This window comes from Plantactinospora solaniradicis (assembly GCF_042658085.1).
Taxonomy (GTDB): domain Bacteria; phylum Actinomycetota; class Actinomycetes; order Mycobacteriales; family Micromonosporaceae; genus Plantactinospora; species Plantactinospora solaniradicis.
Map to the genome: position 1 here is coordinate 34,029 of NZ_JBHSPR010000087.1, position 20,900 is coordinate 54,928.

Genomic DNA, 20,900 nt, shown 5'->3' on the forward strand with positions numbered 1-20,900 from the left:
CCCGTTGACGCCAGACATCATACGAGTTACGTTTCCGCGTAATGCTGACGCCCAGTGGCCGGTCTGCCGGCCATCCCACGTTCAAAGGGTGACAACGATGAAACAGCGAGCGATATGGTCGGCCGTCCTCGTCGTGGGGCTGGCACTGGCCGGCTGTGGAAGTGCGACAGATTCGGACTCGTCCCCGGGCGGGTCGGAGGGCAAGCTGGTGGTCTGGGACTGGAAGTCTGGCGAGTCCTCCGCCGCACCTTACATCGAAAAGGCGAAGGCGGACTTCGCGAAGAAGCATCCGGGCGTGACGGTCGAGTTCGTCGCGCAGCCCTTCGATCAGTACTACACCCTCCTCGGCGCGGCGATCCAGGCCGGCAAGGGCCCGGACGTCATCCTGTTCAACGGCGGCGGTCAGATCCGCGACCGGGTGGACGCGCTGGTGCCGCTGGACGAGTACGTGGCCGAGGACAAGCAGCGGCTGGCCGGCTGGGACGCGTTCACCAAGGAAAGCAAGATCTACGCCAGCCCGGTGACCCTGCAGGGCCACCCCATCTACTACAACAAGACGCTGTACGAGAAGGCCGGGCTCGATCCGGCCAGCCCGGCCACGACGTGGACCAAGTTCCTCGCCGACTGCGCCGCCATCGCCAAGGCCGGCGCGAAGTGCTTCGCCCTCGGCAACAAGGAGGGTGCCGGCATCCAGTTCTGGCTCTCGGGCCTGGGGTCGGGCATCCTCACCGCCGAGGAGTACGACAACTGGATCGCCGGGAAGCGGGACTGGACGTCGCCCAACGTCAAGCGGGTCTTTCAGCTCTGGAAGGACGCCGGCGACGCGGGCCTGAACAACGAGGGCGCGAACTCGACAGCGATGTTCAACGACTCCTTCGCGCTCTTCCAGTCCGGTAAGGCCGCCCACGTCATCGGGCTGATGTCGGACGTGGGGCACTGGAAGGACTTCAGCGAGTTCCTGACGGCCGACAAGCTCGGCGTCATGGACGCTCCGGTCGTCACCGCCGGGACCACCCCGAGCCTTCCCTACGACGGCGGTATCGGCTACGGGGTCGCCAGGTGGACGAAGGACCCGAAGGTGGCCGCCGACCTGGTGCGGTCGCTGACCTCGACCGACGCGCTGAAGGCCTTCTACGCCGACGCCGGCGCGATCGCCGCCGACACCACGATCGACGTGTCGCAGGGCGGCCCGGCCGTCACCACGCTCGTCTCCGAGATCAAGGGCGGCAAGCCCGCGCTGCACGTGGCGCTCTCCTCGAAGACCCTGGACCTGATGGGTCGGCTCTCCCAGCAGCTGCTCGGCGGCTCGATCACCGTCGACGAGGTGGTGAAGCAGTTGGCCGCTTCCGACCAGGCGGGCTGAACCCGTGCCGATCGGAAACGCACAGCCGTCGGTCCGTCCGGCCCGGGCCGGACGGACCGACGGGGCGGCCGGGTCCGGCACCCACCGTGGCGTCGCCCGTTCCCGGCGCGCCCGGGGTCTGCGGTCCGAGCGCCTCGCCCCCTACATCCTGGTGGCCCCGGCCGTTCTGATCATCGTGGTGATGCGGCTCTACCCGCTGCTCCTCGGGGTCAACTTCTCCTTCACCGGCGACGGTGAGCGGAACGGGGTGGCGGTCGGTCTCGACAACTACCTGGAGCTGTTCAAGGATCCGCTGTTCCGGACCGCGCTGGGCAATGTGGGACTGCTGGTGCTGCTGCTGCCGGTGGCGGTGGCGATTCCCGGGCTGCTCGCGACGTTCATCTACCTCCGGGTGCCCGGTCATCGGCTCTACCGCGGCGTCTACTTCTTTCCGGCGGTGCTCTCCCCGGTCATCGTCGGCGCGATCTTCAACCTTCTGCTCGCCTTCGACGGCCCGCTCAACGCCGTTCTCGGGTCGGTCGGCATCGGTGCGGTGGACTGGCTCGGGGATCCGGACGTCGCGATGCTCATGGTGGTCGGCGTGCACGTCTGGGCGACCTTCGGAATGTCCCTGGTGGTGTTCCTCGCCGGCTTCGCCACCCTGGACTCCGCGCTCCTGGACGCGGCCCGGGTGGACGGGGCGTCGCTACCCCAGGTCATCTGGCACGTGATCATCCCAGGCCTGTCGCGCACCATCCAGTTCGTCTTCGTGACCACGATGATCGGAATGCTGACCTCCATGTTCGGCCTGCTCTACGTCATGACCAGCGGCGGTCCGGAGGGGTCGACGTACCTGCCGGAGTACTACATCTGGATCCAGCAGGGACAGATGAACCGGCCGGCCCTCGCGTCGGCCGCGTCGACGGTCCTCTTCGTGATCATGATCGTCGTGGGGCTGCTGCAGATCAAGCTGCTCAAGCGGGCGGCGAGGGAGGCCTGATGTCTCGGATCCGTCTGGGCCGGTGGCTGGTCGCCATCCCGATGGCGCTGCTCGCGCTGGCGACGGTCTACCCCCTGCTGTTCACCGCCAACGTCGCGATGAAGACCCGGCGTGACTACATCCTCGACCGGTTCTCCCTGACCGACGCCCTGCGCTGGGAGAACATCAGCACCGCCTGGAACAGCGTCGGCATGGGCCGGTACTTCCTCAACTCCCTGCTCGTGGTGACGTCGTCGGTGGTCCTGCTGCTGCTGTTCGGGTCGATGGCGGGCTTCGCCCTGAGCCAGCTGCGGTTTCGTGGTTCGACGGCGCTGTTCCTGGGCTGTCTCGCGGGACTGTTCGTGCCGTTCCAGGTGATCATGGTGCCGCTCGCCCGGATCATGGCGGACGGTGGCCTCATCGACACGTACCCCGGGCTGGTCCTCGTCTACGTGGCCCAGTTCCTGCCCTTCACCGTCTTCCTGATGACCAGCTACTACAAGACCGTCCCAGCGGAGATCATCGACGCGGCCAGGATCGACGGTAACAGCGTGTACGGCGTCTACCGCCGGATCATGCTGCCGCTGGGCACCCCGGCGCTGCTGTCGGTCGGCATCCTCAACGCCCTGTTCTGCTGGAACGACGTCCTCATGGCGCTGGTGATGATGCCCTCGGCGGACCACCGGACCCTCATGGTCGGCGTGACCTCGTTGCGGGGGCAGTACTCCGACGACATCCCCACGTTCGCTTCCGGGGTCCTGATCGCGGCTGTTCCCGTCCTGGTGGTCTACCTGTTCCTCCAGCGCCAAATCGCCGACGGCGTCGCCGCCGGTTCCACGAAGGGCTGACATGCGGATCACCGGATATCGGACGCTCACCACGGTCCAGGAATGGGGGCGGCCCGTCGGCGACGCCAACGGCGTCTTCTCCGACGGGGTGGTCCCGGTGTCGATCGTCATCGTCGAGACCGACGAGGGCATCTCGGGGGTCGGCCTCGGGCCACACGTGGAGATCGAGCGGATCTTCGCGGCCATCGACGGCGAAGACCCGCGTGCCGTGACGACCCTCTACGACCGCATGCTGCGACACACCTTCAAGGCAGGTCACGCGGGCCCGGTGTTCGGCACCATCGGCGCGCTCGACACCGCGCTCTGGGACATCAAGGCGCAGGCGGCCGGCGAGCCACTGTGGCGACTGCTGGGCGGACGGGACCGGCGGGTCCCCGCCTACGCGTCGGGCCTGGACATCGGGCTGACCGACGACGAACTCGTTCTGGCGTACGAGGTCTACGCCCGGTACGGCCTGCGGGCCGCCAAGCTCAAGGGCGGCCTCGACATCGAGCGCGACCGGCACCGCCTCTGCCTGGTCAGAGACGTGCTGGCCGAGGCCGGGCACGGACTGCGGCCGGGCCTGATGCTCGACGTCAACGAGGCCTGGACCCGCAAGCAGGCCGTCCGGCACGTCAGCGAACTTGAACGCACCCTCGACCTGATCTGGATCGAGGAGCCCGTCCGGCGCTGGGACGCCGAGGGCCACGCCGCCGTCGGCCGGGGAGTCCGCGCGTCGGTCGCCACCGGAGAGAACCTCACCGGGCTTGAGCAGTACCGTCCACTGATCGCCGCCGGGGCGGTCGACATCGTGCAGATGGCCGCCGTCTGGGGGGTCACCCACTTCCTGCGGGCGTCCACCCTGGCGCACGCCCACGACCTGCCGGTCAGCCCGATCGGCAACACCCCGGTCGGGCTGCTGCACGCCGCGACCTCGATACCGAACCACCTGACCAGCGAGTTGCAGGACCTGGCTCCACCGGTCGGCATCTCCATCGACCTGCACGTCGAGGACGGTGCCTTCGTGCTCGGTGACTCGCCCGGCCTGGGCGTCAAGGTCGACGAGGACCGGATCCGGGCGACCACCCGACCCCCGGAGGCGCCGACGTCCGATGGCCCCCACGTCCGGCCGGAGCGGGCCGGACGGCGACTGCTGGCCGGGGTCGACGGCATCGTCACCACACGGCGGTTTCCCGGCGCGGCGCTGCGCTCCCACAACGACGTGTCGCCCACCGCACGCCACTGATCCAGCCACCACGTCTGCGTACCGAAAGGACATCCGCGTGTCCCCCTCGCCCGTACCGTCCAGACGAACCACGGCGGCGGCCGCCGCGATCCTGGCCGCCGGAATGCTCACCGGACCACTGGCCGGCCCGGCCGGGGCCGCCCCGGCCGCCCGCACGATCGTGGTCGGCCCCACCGGAGCCGTGGGCGCCGACGACAACGGCCCCGGAACCCGCGCCCGGCCGCTGGCGACCCTGGCCGAGGCCCAGCGGCGGGCCCGGGCTGCCGCCGCCGGAGGGGACCGGGACGTCGTCGTGCAGCTCCTGTCCGGCACCTACCGGCTGACCTCGCCGCTACGCTTCGACGCCGGCGACTCCGGCCGCAACGGGCACACCGTGACCTGGCGGGCCGCGCGGGGGGCGACGCCCGTGCTGAGCGGTGCCCGGGCGGTCACCGAGTGGGAACTCGACGACGCCGCGACAGGTGTCTACCGGGCCGACGTCGGCACCGGCTTCGACACCCGGCAGCTCTACGTCGACGGGGTCCCGGCGCAGCGCGCCCGGCTCCGGCTGGCCCGTACCGACATCACGCTGACCGCGACCGGATTCACCCTCGAGAACCCGGACCTGGCCTACCTGGCCACGCTGCCCGACCAGCGGCGCATCGACTTCCAGGCGATGCTGTCGTTCACCAACCGGTTCGCGCCGGTGCAGAGCATCGTCGGCGACACGGTCACCATGGCGCAGCCGGCCTGGGACAACAACACCTACGGGTACGACACCATCCAGTCCCCGCTGCGGACCCCGACCTTCTTCCTGCTCAACTCCAGGCGCTTCCTCGACGAGGCCGGCGAGTGGTACCTCGACACGACCGCCGGGACGCTCTACTACAAGCCGCTCCCCGGCCAGGAGATGGCGCGGGCCCGGGTGGAACTGCCCCGGCTGGAGACGCTGGTCCAGGTCGGCGGGAGCTACGACGCGCCGGCCCGCAACCTCCGCTTCGAGGGCCTGACCTTCACCGGCACCACCTGGCTGCACCCCAGCACGCCCAACGGGTACGCGAACCAGCAGACCGGGGTCTTCATCAGCGGGGTCCAACCGGACCGGCCGGCCGACGGGTTCACCTCGTGCGAGTTCGGCTGCCGGGGATTCGAGGGTTCCCGGAACCACTGGTCGCAGGCCGCCGCGGCGGTGCAGGTGTCGGCGGCCGAGGGCATCGACATCGTCGACAGCACCTTCGTGAACCTCGGCTCGGTGGGGCTCGGCATCGGCAACGACGCCAACGCCCACGCCACCGGCATCGGGCTCGGCGCGCACGACGTCTCGGTCGTGGGCAGCACGTTCACCGCGAGCGCCGGTGGCGGCATCGTGGTCGGCGGCGTACGGCCGGACGCCCACCACCCGTCCGACCCCCGGATGGCCAACCGCGACATCCGGATCAGCGACAACCGGGTCTACGCGACGGCGCGGGAGTACCTGGACCAGGCCGCGATCTTCGCCAGCTACGTCACCCGGCTGACCGTCGAGCACAACTACGTCTCCGACATGCCGTACACCGGCATCGGGCTCGGCTACGGCTGGGGCGCCAACGACCCGGGTGGCAGTCCCGAGTACCTGGGCCGAGGGCTGTACGACTTCCAGCCGATCTACGACACCCCGACGACCCTGAGCGACGTCCGGGTCGTCGGCAACCACGTCCGCAACGTCGTCCAGACGATGTTCGATGCCGGCTGCATCTACACCCTCTCCGCGATGCCCCGCAGCACGATCGACGAGAACCTCTGCGAGAACAGCGGGCAGCTCGGCCTCTACTTCGACGAGGGATCCCGATACCTGCACAGCTCCCGCAACGTGTTCGTCCGGACCGCCGGACAGTGGGCGCACGCCAACAACCAGAACGGCAACCGTACCGGTGACCTCACGCTGACCGGGAACTACGCGACCAACCCGGCGATCACCGGTCTCGTCGACGGCAGTCGGGGCAACACGGTCCGGGACAACGTCACCATCACCGGCGGCAACATCCCGATCGAGGCCAGCCGGGTGATGTACCAGGCGGGTCCGACCGGTCGGTACCGTGGCCCCGCCGACGTGCAGCGTCCTCCGGTCGGCGCCTTCCTCGCCGCCGACGAGACCAGCGTGGGTGCCGGCGGCTCCAGCACGGTCACAGCGACGATGGAGAATCTCGGCGACCGTCCGGCGACCGCCCTGACCTCCTCGATCACCGTCCCCGAGGGCTGGCAGGCGGTCCGCACCGGGAAGCGGCCGGCGCCGGTGCTGGCCCCGGGCGCCTCGACGACCGTGTCGTGGCGGGTCACCGCACCGGGGTCGGTCCCGACCCCGGTCGCGACGGCGGATGTCCGGGCGGCGGTGGGCTTCCGGGCCGAGCGGACCGCCTACGCCCTGGACCGGACGCTGACGCTGACCGCGCTCAACCCGCTGACCTCGGCCAAGGGGCACGGCTCGGTGCCGAGCCAGTTCGCCGAGGCCGACGGCGGGTACGCCATCCTGACCTCCGGCACCGACATCTGGCAGGACGGCGGCGGGTCCTTCGACGAGTACGGCGCGATCTACCGCGAGGATGCGGTCGGCACCACCGCCACCGTGACCGCCCGGGTCACCGCCGTGGCGAACACCAACCCGTGGGCCAAGGCGGGTGTCGTGCTGCGCAACGACGTCACCGGCGCCGCCTCGTCGCCCGGGTACGCCGTCATGGTGGTCACGCCCGGCAACGGCGCCGCCTTCCAGTGGGACGCGGACGGGAACGGCTACCTCGACTCGTTCAGCGGCGCCGCCGGGGTCAGGGCGCCGGCCTGGGTCCGGCTGGTCCGCTCCGGTACCGAGGTCAGTGGCTACTGGTCCACGGACGGCGTCACGTGGACCAAGGTCGGCCCCACCGTGAGCCTGCCCGGCATCGCCGCCACCCAGGACGCGGGACTGATCGCCACCTCGCACGCCGCCGGCGTGACGGGACAGTTCAGCTTCACCAACTTCAGCGTGAGCTGACCCCAGAAACAGGGGAGTCGTGGGTGCACCGCCCTGGCGGTGCACCCACGACCATGCCCGGTCGGGACGACCGACGTACCGACCGTCGAGACGGAGGATCGATGAAGGCAGTCGTCTACCGGGGGGCGCGCCACCTCGGGATCGAGGAACGTGACCCGGAACCACCGGGCCGCGGCCAGGTGCGGATCGCGGTGGCCTACACCGGGATCTGCGGCACCGACCTGCACATCTACCACGGGGACATGGACGCCCGGGTCGGCGCCTCGGCGATCATCGGACATGAGATGTCCGGGCGGATCGCGGCCGTGGGGGAGGAGACCACCGGCTGGTCCGTCGGCCAGGCCGTCACCGTGATGCCGACCCGGTCGTGCGGGCGGTGCGCCGCCTGCCGGCGCGGGAACTCCCACATCTGCCACGCCATGAACTTCCTCGGCATCGACTCGCCGGGCGCCATGCAGTCCTCCTGGAACGTAGCGGCGGACCTGGTCCTGCCGCTCCCCGAAGAACTGCCGCTCGACCACGCGGCGCTCGTCGAACCGGTCGCGGTCGCGGTACACGACGTCCGGCGGGGGAACGTGACCGCCGACGACCAGGTGGTCGTGGTCGGCGGCGGGCCGGTCGGGGTCCTGATCGCCATCGTCGCGAAGGGACGCGGCGCACGGGTCCTTCTCGTCGAGCCGGATCCGTTCCGGCGCGCCGCCGCGAGCGGAATGGGGATCGAAGCCGTCGACCCGGGAACGACCGACGTCGTGGCGCTGGTGGACGACCGCACCGAGGGTGCGGGCGCCGACATCGCCTTCGAGGTCTCCGGCTCCGCCGCCGGCGTGTCCACGGCGGTGGACGTTCTGACCACCCGCGGCCGGCTGGTGATGGTGGCGATCCACCCCCGGCCCCGTGAGGTCAACCTGCACCGGTTCTTCTGGCGCGAGCTGGAGCTGCTCGGCGCCCGCCTGTACCAGCGGGACGACATGGCGGAGGCGATCCGGTTGGTCGCCTCCGGCGCGATCCCGGCGGGACGGCTCATCTCCCGGGTCGAGCCCGTCGAAGCGGTGACCGCCGCGTTCACGGCCCTGGAGGGCGGCGGTGGCGTGCTGAAGGTGCTGCTCGACTGGCGGGAGGACAACCGGTGACCGCCCTGTTCGACCTGTCCGGACGGACCGCCGTCGTGACCGGCGCCCGGCGCGGCATCGGCCTGGCCATGGCCGAGGCCCTGGCCCTGGCCGGTGCCGACATCGTCGGCGTCTCCGCCCAACTGGAACCGCACGGAAGCGAGGTGGAACGCCGGGTACGGGCGGCCGGCCGCCGGTTCAGCGCGTTGCGGGCCGATCTCGCCGACCGGGCGGCCGTGCACCGGTTGGCCCGGGACCTCACCGCGCTCGGGCCGATCGACATCCTGGTGAACAACGGCGGCACCATCGCCCGTACGCCGGCCGTCGATCACCCGGACGAGATGTGGGACCACGTCATCGAGGTGAATCTGAGCAGCCAGTTCGTGCTGAGCCGGGAGATCGGCCGGACGATGGTCGAGCGCGGTCGAGGAAAGATCATCTTCACCGCGTCGCTGCTGAGCTTCCAGGGCGGCATCACCGTCCCCGGCTACGCCGCCTCGAAGTCGGGCGTGGTCGGGCTGACCAAGGCGCTGGCGAACGAGTGGGCGGGCCTCGGGGTGAACGTCAACGCCATCGCGCCCGGTTACATCGCCACCGACAACACCCGGGCGCTGCGCGACGACCCCGATCGTGACCGGGCCATTCTCGCCCGTATCCCGGCGGGCCGCTGGGGCCGCGCCGACGATCTCGGCGGCGCCACGGTGTTCCTGGCGTCGGCGGCGTCGGACTACGTCAACGGGATCGTGCTGCCCGTCGACGGCGGCTGGCTGGGCCGATGACGGGCGAACAGGTGCCGGGACGCCCCGGAATCGTCGACGCGCACCACCACCTCTGGGTCCGGGCTCGGCATCCGCAGCCATGGATCGACCCGGTGGCCATGGCGGCCATCGACGCGGATTTCGAACCCGTCGACCTCGCCCCGCTGGCCCGGACCGCCGGAGTCACCGGGACCGTCGTGGTGCAGTCCATCGCCTCGGAGGCGGAGACGGTGGACCTGCTGGGCGTCGCGGCCGACAGCACCCTCGTCCGGGGGGTCGTCGGCTGGGTGGACCTGACGGCCGACGACGTCGCCGACCGGATCGACCGGCTACGGGCGGCACGGGGCGGGGACCGGCTCGTCGGCATCCGCCACCTCGTCCAGGGCGAGACCGACCCGGCGTACCTGGACCGTCCGGACGTCCGCGCGGGCATCGCGGCGGTGGGCGCCGCCGGCCTGGCCTTCGACCTGCTGGTCCGCCAGCACCAGTTACCCATGGCCACGCGCCTGGCGCGCGACCTGCCCGAGGTGCGGTTCGTCCTCGACCACCTGGGCAAGCCCGCACTGGGCCGGCCGGAACTGGCGGACTGGACCCGGGACCTGCGGGCACTGGCGACCTCGCCGAACACGACCGCGAAGCTCTCCGGCCTGGTGACCGAGGTGCGACGGTCGCCCTGGACGCCGGAGGACCTCCGACCCGCCGTCGACAACGCTCTCCACGTGTTCGGGCCGGACCGGCTGATGTTCGGCTCGGACTGGCCGGTGTGCCTGCTCGCCACCTCGTACCAGCGGTGGGTCGAGGTCCTGGCGGAGTCGCTGGGCGATCTCGGCGCAGCCGACCGGGCGCTGATCTGGGCGCACACGGCGCGGCGGGCCTACCGGCTGGAGGTGCCGTGAGGACGCTCGCGCTGCCGCGCCGCCCGGCGGTACGGCTGACCACGTTGGGTTTCGGCGCCTCCCAGGGCGGCAACCTGTACCGCGCGACCACGGACGAGGAGTTCGACACGGCGGTGGAGACCGCGTGGGACGCGGGCGTCCGGTACTACGACACCGCGCCGCACTACGGACTCGGGCTGTCCGAGCGACGGCTCGGTGCCGCGCTGCGGGACAGGCCGCGCGACGAGTACGTGGTGTCGACGAAGGTGGGCCGGATACTCGTACCCACGCCGGAGGACGCGCACCGGCGCGACCCGGAGGGATTCGACGTCGCCGCGAGCCACCGACGGATGTGGGACTTCAGCCGTGACGGTGTCCGCCGCTCGATCGAGGCCAGCCTCGACCGCACCGGGCTGGACCGGATCGACGTCGTCTACCTGCACGACCCCGACGACCACTGGGAGCAGGCCGCGACCGAGGCCGTGCCCGCCCTGGTCGAACTGCGCGATCAGGGCGTCGTACGCGCCATCGGGGCCGGCATGAACTCCTCGGCGATGCTGGCTCGGTTCGTCCGGGAGACCGACATCGACGTGGTGATGTGTGCCGGGCGGTACACCCTGCTGGAGCAGGGCGCGGCCCATGACCTGCTGCCCGCCGCCGTGAGCCGCCGGGTGGGCGTGGTCATCGCCGGCGTCTACAACTCGGGACTGCTGTCCCGGGACCGGCCACCGGCCGAGGCGTACTACGACTACCAGCAGGCCCCGCCGGAGCTGATCGAGCGGGCGCGGCGGATCGCCGAGGTCTGCGAGTCGTACGGCGTCACCCTGCCGCAGGCCGCGCTCGCCTTCGTCCGCCGGCATCCGGCCGTGGTCTCGACGGTGGTCGGAGTGCGCAACGCGACCCAGGTGACCGAGGCCGTGCGGCGGTCGGACGCCGCCGTGCCGGACGACGTCTGGAACGCGCTGACGGCGGCCGGGCTGCTCGCCGCGCCGCCGCCCGGGTAGGGCCGGCCGGCCCGTCCTGGTCGACGCCGACGTCCCGGGCGAGACCGGCTCCGTTGCGTCGGATGCCGGTCCCGCCCGGGACGTCACTGGCTACCGTGGCAGCCGCGGTCCGTCACACCGCGCCGAACCGCCACTGCTGGTTGGTGCTGCCGGCGCAGTTCCACTGCAACAGCCGGGCTCCGTCGCTGGTGGCGGCGCCGTTGACGTCGACGCAGAGCCCGCTCAGCACACTCTTCACCGTGTACACCCCGGAGGTCCCGGTCGTGGTGGCGGTGAACTTCTGCTGGTTTCCGTTGTTGCAGGTGGCCTGCTGGAGGAAGGCCCCCGCCGCGGTCGAGCTGCCGGCCACCTCGACGCACTTGCCGCTGTGCACCGCCTTCAGGTAGACCGCACCACTACCGGCGTCGACCGCCTGCCACTTCTGGTTGTTGCCGCCGGTGGCCGCCCACTGGTGGATCTGGGCACCGTCGGCGGTGGAGACGCCGCTGACGTCCATCAGCTTGCCGCTGTGCTGCGCGGTGACCGTCCAGGTCCGGCCCGCGATGCCGTCGGTGTTGCCGCTGCCGCTGCCGACGCCGGTGCCGCCGAAGGTGTGCGAGTCGAGGTCGAACCAGTTGCTCGTGCTGCCCTTGAACACCAGGTAGAGCGGATGGGTTCCGGTGAGCGCGGCAACGTTCACCGGCGTCGTGGACTGGTAGTTGTCCCAGCCGCCGGTGCTCGGCACCGGGGTGGTGGCCAGCAGCGTGCCGGTCGGCGAGTCGGCGCGCAGTTCGATCGAGCCGCCGCCGGACGGCGACGACAGTCGGTAGCTGACGTTCGTGATGCCCGACAGGCTCATCGGGGTGAACGCGACCCAGTCGTTGTTGGCGATGTCGCCGACGCGCTTGCCGCTCTCCGCGCCGGCCTGGTCGACGACCCGGATGCCGGACTGGCTGGTGTAGTACTCGGCCTGCTTGTGCTTGGGCTGGAGGATCGCCTGCCCGGTGCCGGTGAGCGGGGCCGCGCCGCCGGCGCCGCCGTTGTCGGTGTACCGGGCGTTGAGCACGTAGAACAGGTTGGCGCCGTCGGGGTGACCGCCGAGCAGGTCGGTGGAGATGGTGCCCGAGCAGCCGGGGTAGTCCGTGGTCTCGTGCGCGTGGTCGTCGTGGCCGAGGGCCGGGTTGAGGATGACCTTCGTGCAGTCGACCGGAGTGCCGTCAGGGTCGGAGACACTGATCTGGTACGGCACCTTGTCACCGAAGGTGAGCATGCCGCCGCTGGCCGGGGTGGTGATGGTGACCACCGGCGCGGTGTTGCCGACGGTGATCTGGACGTTGGCGAAGCCGGTCTTGCCGGTGTTGTCGGTGACCTTCAACTGCGCCGTGTAGTTGCCATTGCTGGTGTAGACGTGTGACGGACTGGTCGCCGTCGAGCTGGTGCCGTCGCCGAACGTCCACTGGTAGCTGAGGGTGTTGCCGGGATCGGGGTCGGCCGTACCGGTGCTGCTGAACTGGACGGTGAGTGGCGCGTTGCCGCTGGTGGGCGTACCGGTGGCCTTGGCGATCGGCGATCGTCCACCCTGGATGTAGTCGATCCGGTAGAGCCCGGAGTCGCTGTTCCCGCCACCGAAGTTGGTGCCCCACTCCAGCAGGTAGAGCGAGCCCTCCCGGCCGAACTCCAGGTCCATCGGCTTGTTGAAGTTGCCGCCGGGCAGGAACGGGTTGGTCCGGGTGACCGCCGTGGCCGAGTCGAAGTGGACCTCCTTGATGTAGTTGCGGGACCACTCGTAGAAGAAGTGCACGCCGTCGTAGTAGGGCGGGAACTTCGTCGCGGACGGGTTCGCCGGGTCGTACCGGTAGACCGGCCCGCCCATCGGCGCGGAGCCGCCGGAGCCGAGCTCGGGGAATGTCGGCGAGGTGCCGTAGCCGTACCAGATCTGGGGCGCGACGACCGGCCGCAGGCTGGTCAGGCCGGTGTTGTTGGGCGAGTTGTTCACCGGTGCGGCGCAGTTGAACTTCGCGCCGACGACCCCGGTGTCCGGGTTGTACGGGGCGTAGGGCTGGTTGTCGCCGTGGCAGAACGGCCAGCCGTAGTTGCCGGGGGACTTGATCACGTTGAGTTCGACGAGCCCCTCGGGGCCACGGTTGGTGGTCGGGGGGTTCCGGTCGGGCCCGTAGTCGGCCAGGTAGACCCAGCCGTTCGCCGGGTCGATCGAGAAGCGGAACGGGTTGCGGAAGCCCATCGCGTAGATTTCCGGCCGGGTCTGCGCCGTTCCCTGCGGGTAGAGGTTGCCCGACGGGATGGTGTAGCCGCCGCTGGTCGAGGGCCGGATACGCAGCAGCTTTCCCCGCAGGTCGTTGGTGTTGCCGGCGCTGCGGGCGGCGTCGAGGTTGGCCTTGCCGGACCGCCAGTCCAGCGGGGCGTAGCCCTGCCAGTTGGGGTCGAGGTTCGGCGGGGTGTCGTCGCCGGTGCCGATGTAGAGGTTGCCGTCCGGGCCGAACTCGATGTATCCGCCGGTGTGGCCGGGTTCGGGGAAGGTCCGGTCGCGGTAGGCGGGAATGTCGATGATCCGGACCTCGCTGGAGAGGTTCAGCGTGTCGCCGCTGAGTGTGTAGCGGGAGACCCGGTTGACGTCGGTCGTACTGCTCGCCGGCGCGTGGTACAGGTACACGTAGCCGTTGGTGGCGAAGTTCGGGTCGAGTGCCATTCCGGTGAGGCCGTCCTCGCCGCCGGTGTAGACGCTGAGCGTGCCGGCGGTGACGGTGGTGTTGGTCGACGGCTTGAAGATCTTCAGTTGCCCGCCGCGCTGGACGTAGAGCACCCGGCCGTCGGGGGCCACCGCCAGCGCCATCGGGTCGACGGTGTTGTCGTCGAGGGTGCGCTTCTCGAAGTTGCCCCAGACGGTGCCGCCGCAGTCGCCGGGCTCGTTGCCGGCGGCCCACTTGACGCCGCCGAGGACGTGGTTGCGGAAGTTGGTCTCGCTGTAGGACTCGGCGGCGTGCCCCATCGCGGTGGCCCAGAGCCGGCCGCCGCTGACGTTGCGGCACCAGGAGATCGGATGGTCCGGACCCATCGCCCGGGAGCCCGGGTTGTACGTGCGTTCGTCGGCGGTCACCAGGACGTGGACGTCGCCGCGCGGGTTCTTGTCGAAGTTGTACCACTCCTCGCTGCGGTTCCAGCGGTCCGGGAGGCTGGCCGTCGAGGGATGCTTCTTGTCGGCGACGATGGCGGTGCCGGCCAGTACGCCGGGGGAGTGCTCGGGCATGTGGGCGCCGGCGTTCACGGTCTGGTCCCACCACGGGTACTCGCCCTCGATACCCATGTCCGTGGCGTTGTGGATGGCGACGATGCCCTTCCCGCTGGCGATGTACCCCTCCACCGCCTGGCGCTGGGCCGTCGTGGTCCACACCATGCCGGAGGTCTGGAGCATGATGAGGACGTCGAAGGTCGCGAGGTTGGCCGGGGTGAAGACGGTCGAGTCCTCGCTGTGCACCAGTTCGAAGTTGTTCGCCGACGCCTGTTGCTGGAGCATCGAGACCCCGGCGGAGATCGAGTCGTGCCGGTAGCCGGTGGTCTTGGTGAAGACCAGGGCGCGGAACGCGGGAGCCGCCGATGCCGGGGGAGCGAGCGCGAGCGAGAGTAACAGGCCGGCGAGCACTCCGATGATCAATGTCTTGCGACGCATGCCGTCTCCTAGTTCGGGCGGGCAACGGGATTGCGGCCACGGACCCGGCGGCGCGCCTCAGGCGGAGCCTGGGCACGCGTTCGGGCACGAGGTGCTGTTCGGTCGTCGTGCCGTCCGCCGCAACGGCAGTTAGTCCCGTGGGACGTCACACAGCGTGACGTAGGGTGTGTCCTCGTCCCGTGGTCTGCATGGTGTCGGGTGCGGCGCTGAATCGATGACTATCGATGTCTGCGTCTGCGTTTCACGTCGTCCCGAGGTGAGGGCGGCCGTGTCTGGCCCCTCGGTCCGGCGGCGCTGCCGATCGAGTGGCCGGCTCGGCAGTCGCCTCAGGTCGAGGATTGCGGAGCCGCATCCAAACATCTATCTTCATACGTGTGATGTTTCGTTCGTGTCAAGCGAATGTTTGCAACGGCAGAACATAAGCCTCCGCGCCGCGCTCGAAAGTTCGTCGTCGGGCGAGCAGAACGATCCGCCGCGCGGTGGACGAACCACGTCCTGACTACTATCCGTAAGGGCTTCCGCGATGTCAGATCCACCATCGGCGCCGTTGCTCGTCCTGCGCGGCGTCGGCAAGTCCTTTCTCGGGGTACGCGTCCTCGACGGTGTCGACCTCGACGTCGCGCCGGGCGAGGTGCACGCCGTCGTCGGTGAGAACGGCGCCGGAAAGTCCACCCTCATGAAGATCGTCTCGGGCGGCTACGTCCCGGACGAGGGCAGCATCGAGTTCGCCGGTGAACCACGCGCGTTCCGCGGTCCGCGCGACGCGCAGCGGGCCGGTATCGGCATCATCCACCAGGAGTTCAACCTGCTGCCGGAGCGCACCGTCGCGGAGAACGTGTACCTGGGCCATGAGCCGGTACGCCGCGGGCTGGTCGACCGCCGGGAGATGCTCAGCCGCACCAGCCGACTCCTCGCCTCCATCGGCGAGACCGCGCTGCCGCCCGACGCCCGGGTGGGACGTCTCGGTGTCGCGCGGCAGCAGGTCGTCGAGATCGCCAAGGCGCTCGCCCTCGACGCGCGACTGCTCATCATGGACGAGCCCACCGCGGCGCTGGCCGACCACGAGGTCGAGCTGCTGTACGGGCTGGTACGCCGGCTCCAGGAGCGGGGCATCGGCCTGCTGTACGTCTCGCACCGGCTCGCCGAGGTCTTCGACCTGTCCGGTCGGATCACGGTCCTGAAGGACGGCCGCCGGGTGACCACAGTGCACACCGCGGACACCAGCGCCGACGAACTGGTGCGGCACATGGTCGGCCGGGAACTGTCCAGTTACTACCCGGACCGGGCCGGCCCCGAGGAGCGCGGTCCGGTCCGGCTCACCGTCCGCGACGGGGGAAACGGGAAGCTGCGCGGCGTGGACCTGGAACTGCGCGCGGGTGAGGTGCTCGGCGTCGGCGGCCTCCAGGGTGCCGGGCGCTCGGCGCTGGCCCGGGCGCTCTTCGGGGTGGCTCCGTTCACTACCGGCGAGGTCACGCTCGACGGCACACCGGTCCGGCTGCGCTCACCCCGTGCCGCGATGCGGGCCGGCATCGCCTACGTCACCGAGGACCGCAAGGGCGAAGGTATCGTCGCCCGGCAGTCCGTACTCGACAACGCGCTGCTCGCCAGCCGGGCCGTATTCGCGGCCCGGTCCGGCCGCGCCGCCCGGACCGTGCGGGTCCGCGAGCTGCTCGCCGCGGTGGAGGTCCGGGCCGTCGACGACGACCAGGAGATCCGTTTCCTGTCCGGCGGCAACCAGCAGAAGGTCGTACTGGCCCGGTGGCTCGCGCTCAACCCTCGGATCCTGCTCTTCGACGAGCCGACCCGGGGCATCGACGTCGGGGCGAAGTCGGCCATCCACGATCTCGTCCGGCGGCTCGCCCGCGACGGGGCGGCGGTGCTGATGATCTCGTCCGATCTGCCGGAGCTGCTGGGGATGAGCGACCGGATCATCGTCATGCGCGACGGCCGCGTCGCGGGCGAGGTGCCCGCCGGCGCGACCGAGGAGGAGGTCGTCGCGCTGGCGGTCGGGACCGTGCGGGAGGCGGCCGCGTGAGTGGCCTTTCGCTCTCGCCGACCCGGCGGGCCGTACCGGGCGTGTTCGTGGCCCTGACCCTCGTTCTCGCGATCGGCTGGTTGGTCGTGACGATCGACGGCGGCCACCTGTTCAACCAGTCGACGACGGTGAGCCTGCTGCACGTCGCCGCCGGGCTCGGGCTCGTCGCCGTGGGCCAGACCCTGGTCATCCTCGGCGGCTCGCTCGACCTGTCCGTGGCGTACGTGATCAGTCTCAGTACCCTCGTCGCCGCCGAGACGATGGACGGCCGCGACGGCGCCGTGCTGCCGGCGGTCGGCCTGGCGCTCACCGTGTGCGCCGGCATCGGGCTGCTCAACGGGCTGCTCGTCACCAAACTGCGGATCAACGCGTTCATCGCGACCCTCGGCGTCGGGCTGCTGCTCAAGGGGTACCTCGACAACGGCTATGACGGCCCGGCCGGCACCACCGCCCCCTCGCTCGTGCAGACCCTCGGATACCAGCGCGTCGGTCCGGTACCGCTGTCCTTCCTGCTGCTGGTCGCCGTCACCGGGGCGGCCTGGTTCGTGCTCTCCCGGACCCGGTTCGGCCACCACCTGGTCGCGATCGGCGGTGACCCGGAGGTCGCCCGGCTCTCCGGCGTCCGCAACGACCGGGTCCTCGTCACCGCCCACGTGCTCTGCGCGCTCTGCGCCGGGCTCGCCGGGATCTACCTCGCCAGCCGCCTCGGCTCGGGTGCGCCCCGGGTCGGCACCGAGGGTCTCTACGACCTGGAGTCGATCGCCGCGGTGGTGATCGGCGGCACCGCTCTCGCGGGTGGACGCGGCGGTGTCATCGGCACCGTCGGCGGAGTGCTGCTGCTCGCCAGCATCGACGCCGTCTTCAACCAGCTCGAGGTGGACGCCTTCTTCAAGCAGGTGATCCGCGGCGCCGTCATCATCGCCGCGGTCGCCGTCTACGCCCGCCAGGCCGTGCGGAAGGCGGACTCCTAGCCATGCAGACCGTTCAACGCCCTCCGTTGCCGCTGCGGATCCTGCGGTCCCGCGCCGGTGGCGTCCTGCCGATCCTCACGATCCTCGCGGTGCTGCTGGTACTCGTCGCCGTCCGGCAGCCCGACTTCCTCGCCCCGCCGTCGCTGATGTCGTTCCTCGGCCGCTCGGCGCCGATCATCCTGCTCGCCGCCGGCCAGTACTTCGTGATCGTCTCCGGCGAGTTCGACCTCTCCGTCGGCTCCCTGGTCACCGCCCAGGTCGTCGTCGCCGCCCGGCTCATCGACAGCGACCCGTCCCGAACCTGGCCGGTGGTACTGGTGCTGCTCGTCGGCGGTGCGCTCGTCGGGCTGGTCAACGGCCTGGTCACGACGCGGCTGCGGGTGCCCTCGTTCATCACCACTCTCGGCATGTTCCTGATCCTCGTCGGCGCGGTGTACCTCTGGTCCGACGGCGCTCCGAAGGGTGGGCTCTCCGAGGAGTTCCGCCGGTTCGGCCGGCGCGCGTTCGAGGACGTGCCGGTGCTCGGTCGGCTCCCGTACGCCCTGGTCGTCCTGCTGGTCCTGGCCGCGCTGGCCGGGCTGCTGATGCGGTCCGACTTCGGCCGCACGCTGGTCGCCGTCGGCGACAACCCGCGCACGGCCGAACTGAGCGGGGTGCGGGTCTGGCGGACCCGGACCGCCGCCTTCGTCCTGAGCGGACTCGCGGCGGCGGTCGCGGCGATCCTGCTCGGCGGCTACAGCGGCGTGTCGTTCCAGGCCGGCGCCGGCCTGGAGTTCGGGGCGATCACCGCGGTCGTCCTCGGCGGCGTCGCGCTGGGCGGGGGTCGGGGTTCGGTGCTCGGCGCGATGCTCGGCGCGTTGACCCTCGAACTGCTCTTCGCCCTCATGAACTTCTACGGCGTCTCCGGCGCCCTCAGATCGACCGTCCAGGGCGCGATCATCCTGCTCGCCGTGGCGGTCTCGGCTCTGCGTTTCTCGTCCAGATAAGGGGATTCTTCTAGTGAGACGTCGCATAGCGGCCCTGGCCGCGGTCACCCTGCTGTCGCTCGTCGGTTGCGCCACCGACGAGCCGGCCGCGAACCCGTCGGGCACCTCCAGCGCGGCCGCGGGGGCGGGCACGGGGGAGCAGTCGAAGTTCTTCGTGCAGGCCGACTACGACAACGAGCTCTCGCTGCTCGCCGCCGCACCGACCGGGCCGGCCGACAAGCCGTGGGAGCAGGCGCTCAACCCGACGATGGTGGACACCGCGAAGTTCAAGAAGGCCGGCCCGCACAAGCTCTGCTTTTCCAACGCGGCACTGAACAACCCGTGGCGGCAGGTCGGGTTCAAGACCATGCAGGCCGAGGTCGAGGCGCAGCGCAGCCGGATCAAGGAGTTCGTCCACGTCGACGCCGAGGGCAAGGACCAGAAGCAGATCGCGGACATCAACGACCTGCTCGGCAAGGACTGCGACGCGCTCATCGTCTCGCCGAACACCACCGCCACGCTCACCCCGGCCGTCGAGGCGGCCTGCGCTGCCGGCCTGCCGGTCGTCGTCTTCGACCGTGGCGTGAACACGAAGTGCCCGGTGACGTTCATCAACCCCATCGGCGGGTACGGGTTCGGCCACGTCGGGGCCGAGTTCGTCAGCCAGAACATGAAGCCCGGCGGCAAGCTGCTCGCCCTGCGGATCCTGCCCGGTGTCGACGTGCTGGAGACGCGCTGGTCCGCCGCGAAGGTCGCCTTCGACAAGGCGAAGGTCGACGTCGTGGGGGTCGAGTTCACCGACGGCGACCCGGCCAAGACCAAGAAGATCGTCGACGACTACCTCCAGCGGCACGGCACGATCGACGGCGTCTGGATGGACGCCGGTGCGGTCGCGGTGGCGGCGGTCGAGGCGTTCCAGGACGCGGGCAAGCCGGTGCCACCGATCAACGGCGAGGACCAGCTCGACTTCCTGAAGATCTGGAAGGAGAAGAACCTCACCGCGATCGCGCCGACCTACCCGACCTACCAGTGGCGTACGCCGATCATCGCCGCGCTGCGGATCCTGGACGGCCAGCAGGTGTCCAGCCCGTGGAAGCTGCCCCAGCCGACGGTCACCCGGGAGAACCTCGACAGCTACCTCGACCCGGACATGCCGCCGCTGCACTACGCCATGTGCGGCTGCACCGACCTGCCCGGTTATCCGCAACGCTGGAAGTAGGCTCCGTTGTACGCCATCGGTGTCAATCCCTGGGTGTGGGCCTCGCCGGTCGACGACGAGGCCCTGGCCGAACTGATTCCACGGATCGCCGCGTTCGGCTTCGACGCGGTCGAGCTGCCGATCGAGCAACCCGGCGACTGGGATCCGGTCCGCACCCGCGACCTGCTGGCGACGCACGGCCTGGCCGCGGCCGGCGTCTGCGCGGTCACCCCGCCCGGGCGTGACCTCGTGGACGCCGCCCCGGCCGTCGTCGAGGCGACGGTGGGGTACCTGAAGGGCTGTGTGGACAGCGCGGCCGTCGTGGGTGCGCCGTGCGTCGGGGGCCCGGTCTACGCCGCGGTGGGCCGGACCTGGCGGATGAACCCGGCGGCCCGCACGGCCTGTTACGCGGACTTCCGCCGGGCGCTGGCGCCGGTCGCCGAGCATGCCGGTGCGCGGGGCGTGTCCATCGGTGTGGAGGCGCTCAACCGCTACGAGACGAGTGTCGTCAACACCGTCGCGCAGACGGTGGAGCTGCTCGACGGCCTGCCGCCGAACGTCGGCATCATGATCGATACGTATCACATGAACATCGAGGAGGCCGACCCGTACGGAGCGCTCGCCCTGGCCGGTCCGTACATCAAGCATGTGCAGGTCAGCGGCACCGACCGGGGCGCTCCCGGTGCCGACCATCTCGACTGGCCGCGCTTCTTCGCCGCGTTGGGCGCCACCGGTTACCGGGGAGCGGTCTGCATCGAGTCGTTCACCGCCGAGAACGAGACCATCGCCACCGCCGCCTCGATCTGGCGTCCGCTCGCGCCGTCACAGGATCGGCTCGCCCAGGACGGCCTGACCTATCTCCGGCGGATCCTCCGCTGAGCCGCCGGGCCCCTCCGCTCTCGCCGACACCGACGTGTCGAGGTCGCAGGGGCCGGCGGACCGCC

The 20,900-nt window shown here is 70.6% G+C and carries 15 protein-coding genes; 14 read left to right on the forward strand and 1 reads right to left on the reverse strand.

What is annotated here, in order from left to right:
* Positions 1-97: 97 nt before the first annotated feature.
* From ACFP2T_RS45520 to ACFP2T_RS45560, 9 genes are all read left to right on the forward strand, one after another.
* Entirely contained in the window at positions 98-1,363 is a 1,266-nt protein-coding gene (locus tag ACFP2T_RS45520) for an ABC transporter substrate-binding protein (RefSeq protein ID WP_377433645.1), read from the forward strand.
* Positions 1,364-1,367: 4 nt separating this feature from the next.
* Positions 1,368-2,342 carry a carbohydrate ABC transporter permease gene (locus tag ACFP2T_RS45525; protein WP_377433648.1) on the forward strand — a complete coding sequence of 325 codons (975 nt, stop codon included), beginning with the start codon at positions 1,368-1,370 and terminating at the stop codon, positions 2,340-2,342.
* A complete protein-coding gene (locus ACFP2T_RS45530; protein WP_377433650.1) occupies positions 2,342-3,169 on the forward strand; it encodes a carbohydrate ABC transporter permease in 828 nt (275 codons plus the stop codon). Before ACFP2T_RS45525 ends, ACFP2T_RS45530 begins: the two co-directional genes overlap by 1 nt.
* Position 3,170: 1 nt before the next feature.
* On the forward strand, positions 3,171-4,394 hold the full coding sequence (locus ACFP2T_RS45535; RefSeq protein ID WP_377433652.1) for a mandelate racemase/muconate lactonizing enzyme family protein: 1,224 nt from the start codon (positions 3,171-3,173) through the stop codon (positions 4,392-4,394).
* A 37-nt stretch (positions 4,395-4,431) separates the two neighbouring features.
* The gene (locus tag ACFP2T_RS45540) at positions 4,432-7,377 is read left to right on the forward strand and encodes an NEW3 domain-containing protein (protein WP_377433655.1); all 2,946 of its coding nucleotides are present in this window, start codon (positions 4,432-4,434) and stop codon (positions 7,375-7,377) included.
* A 101-nt stretch (positions 7,378-7,478) separates the two neighbouring features.
* Positions 7,479-8,507: a zinc-dependent alcohol dehydrogenase gene (locus ACFP2T_RS45545; RefSeq protein ID WP_377433658.1), complete on the forward strand. Its 1,029-nt coding sequence runs from the start codon at positions 7,479-7,481 to the stop codon at positions 8,505-8,507.
* Positions 8,504-9,265: an SDR family oxidoreductase gene (locus ACFP2T_RS45550; protein WP_377433659.1), complete on the forward strand. Its 762-nt coding sequence runs from the start codon at positions 8,504-8,506 to the stop codon at positions 9,263-9,265. Before ACFP2T_RS45545 ends, ACFP2T_RS45550 begins: the two co-directional genes overlap by 4 nt.
* Positions 9,262-10,140, forward strand: coding sequence for an amidohydrolase family protein (locus ACFP2T_RS45555; RefSeq protein WP_377433661.1), 879 nt, complete (start codon positions 9,262-9,264; stop codon positions 10,138-10,140). The genes ACFP2T_RS45550 and ACFP2T_RS45555 overlap by 4 nt, the downstream gene beginning before the upstream one ends.
* Complete coding sequence (locus ACFP2T_RS45560) at positions 10,137-11,123, forward strand: aldo/keto reductase (RefSeq protein WP_377433664.1); 987 nt, start codon at positions 10,137-10,139, stop codon at positions 11,121-11,123. Before ACFP2T_RS45555 ends, ACFP2T_RS45560 begins: the two co-directional genes overlap by 4 nt.
* Positions 11,124-11,235: 112 nt before the next feature.
* Here the strand turns inward: ACFP2T_RS45560 and ACFP2T_RS45565 are convergent, their stop codons facing one another.
* Positions 11,236-14,787 (reverse strand): ThuA domain-containing protein, encoded by a 3,552-nt coding sequence (locus tag ACFP2T_RS45565; protein ID WP_377433667.1) that lies wholly within the window; start codon positions 14,785-14,787, stop codon positions 11,236-11,238.
* Positions 14,788-15,310: 523 nt separating this feature from the next.
* On the opposite strand from ACFP2T_RS45565, the gene ACFP2T_RS45570 reads away from it, so the two are divergent.
* The 5 genes from ACFP2T_RS45570 to ACFP2T_RS45590 are packed head-to-tail and all read left to right on the forward strand — an operon-like array spanning position 15,311 to position 20,835.
* Positions 15,311-16,822 (forward strand): sugar ABC transporter ATP-binding protein, encoded by a 1,512-nt coding sequence (locus ACFP2T_RS45570; RefSeq protein WP_377433670.1) that lies wholly within the window; start codon positions 15,311-15,313, stop codon positions 16,820-16,822.
* Positions 16,819-17,793: an ABC transporter permease gene (locus tag ACFP2T_RS45575; RefSeq protein ID WP_377433673.1), complete on the forward strand. Its 975-nt coding sequence runs from the start codon at positions 16,819-16,821 to the stop codon at positions 17,791-17,793. Before ACFP2T_RS45570 ends, ACFP2T_RS45575 begins: the two co-directional genes overlap by 4 nt.
* A gap of 2 nt (positions 17,794-17,795) precedes the next feature.
* Entirely contained in the window at positions 17,796-18,779 is a 984-nt protein-coding gene (locus tag ACFP2T_RS45580; RefSeq protein WP_377433676.1) for an ABC transporter permease, read from the forward strand.
* 13 nt (positions 18,780-18,792) lie between these two features.
* The gene (locus tag ACFP2T_RS45585; RefSeq protein WP_377433679.1) at positions 18,793-19,977 is read left to right on the forward strand and encodes a substrate-binding domain-containing protein; all 1,185 of its coding nucleotides are present in this window, start codon (positions 18,793-18,795) and stop codon (positions 19,975-19,977) included.
* 6 nt (positions 19,978-19,983) lie between these two features.
* The gene (locus tag ACFP2T_RS45590; RefSeq protein WP_377433682.1) at positions 19,984-20,835 is read left to right on the forward strand and encodes a sugar phosphate isomerase/epimerase family protein; all 852 of its coding nucleotides are present in this window, start codon (positions 19,984-19,986) and stop codon (positions 20,833-20,835) included.
* Positions 20,836-20,900 lie beyond the last annotated feature (65 nt).

Excerpts from the sequence above, each read along its gene's own strand:
- ACFP2T_RS45580 (WP_377433676.1), top strand. The coding sequence starts at position 17,796 with ATGCAGACCGTTCAACGCCCTCCGTTGCCGCTGCGGATCCTGCGGTCC.
- ACFP2T_RS45545 (WP_377433658.1), top strand. The coding sequence starts at position 7,479 with ATGAAGGCAGTCGTCTACCGGGGGGCGCGCCACCTCGGGATCGAGGAA.
- ACFP2T_RS45565 (WP_377433667.1), bottom strand. The coding sequence starts at position 14,787 with ATGCGTCGCAAGACATTGATCATCGGAGTGCTCGCCGGCCTGTTACTC.
- ACFP2T_RS45555 (WP_377433661.1), top strand. The coding sequence starts at position 9,262 with ATGACGGGCGAACAGGTGCCGGGACGCCCCGGAATCGTCGACGCGCAC.
- ACFP2T_RS45535 (WP_377433652.1), top strand. The coding sequence starts at position 3,171 with ATGCGGATCACCGGATATCGGACGCTCACCACGGTCCAGGAATGGGGG.
- ACFP2T_RS45530 (WP_377433650.1), top strand. The coding sequence starts at position 2,342 with ATGTCTCGGATCCGTCTGGGCCGGTGGCTGGTCGCCATCCCGATGGCG.
- ACFP2T_RS45570 (WP_377433670.1), top strand. The coding sequence starts at position 15,311 with ATGTCAGATCCACCATCGGCGCCGTTGCTCGTCCTGCGCGGCGTCGGC.
- ACFP2T_RS45520 (WP_377433645.1), top strand. The coding sequence starts at position 98 with ATGAAACAGCGAGCGATATGGTCGGCCGTCCTCGTCGTGGGGCTGGCA.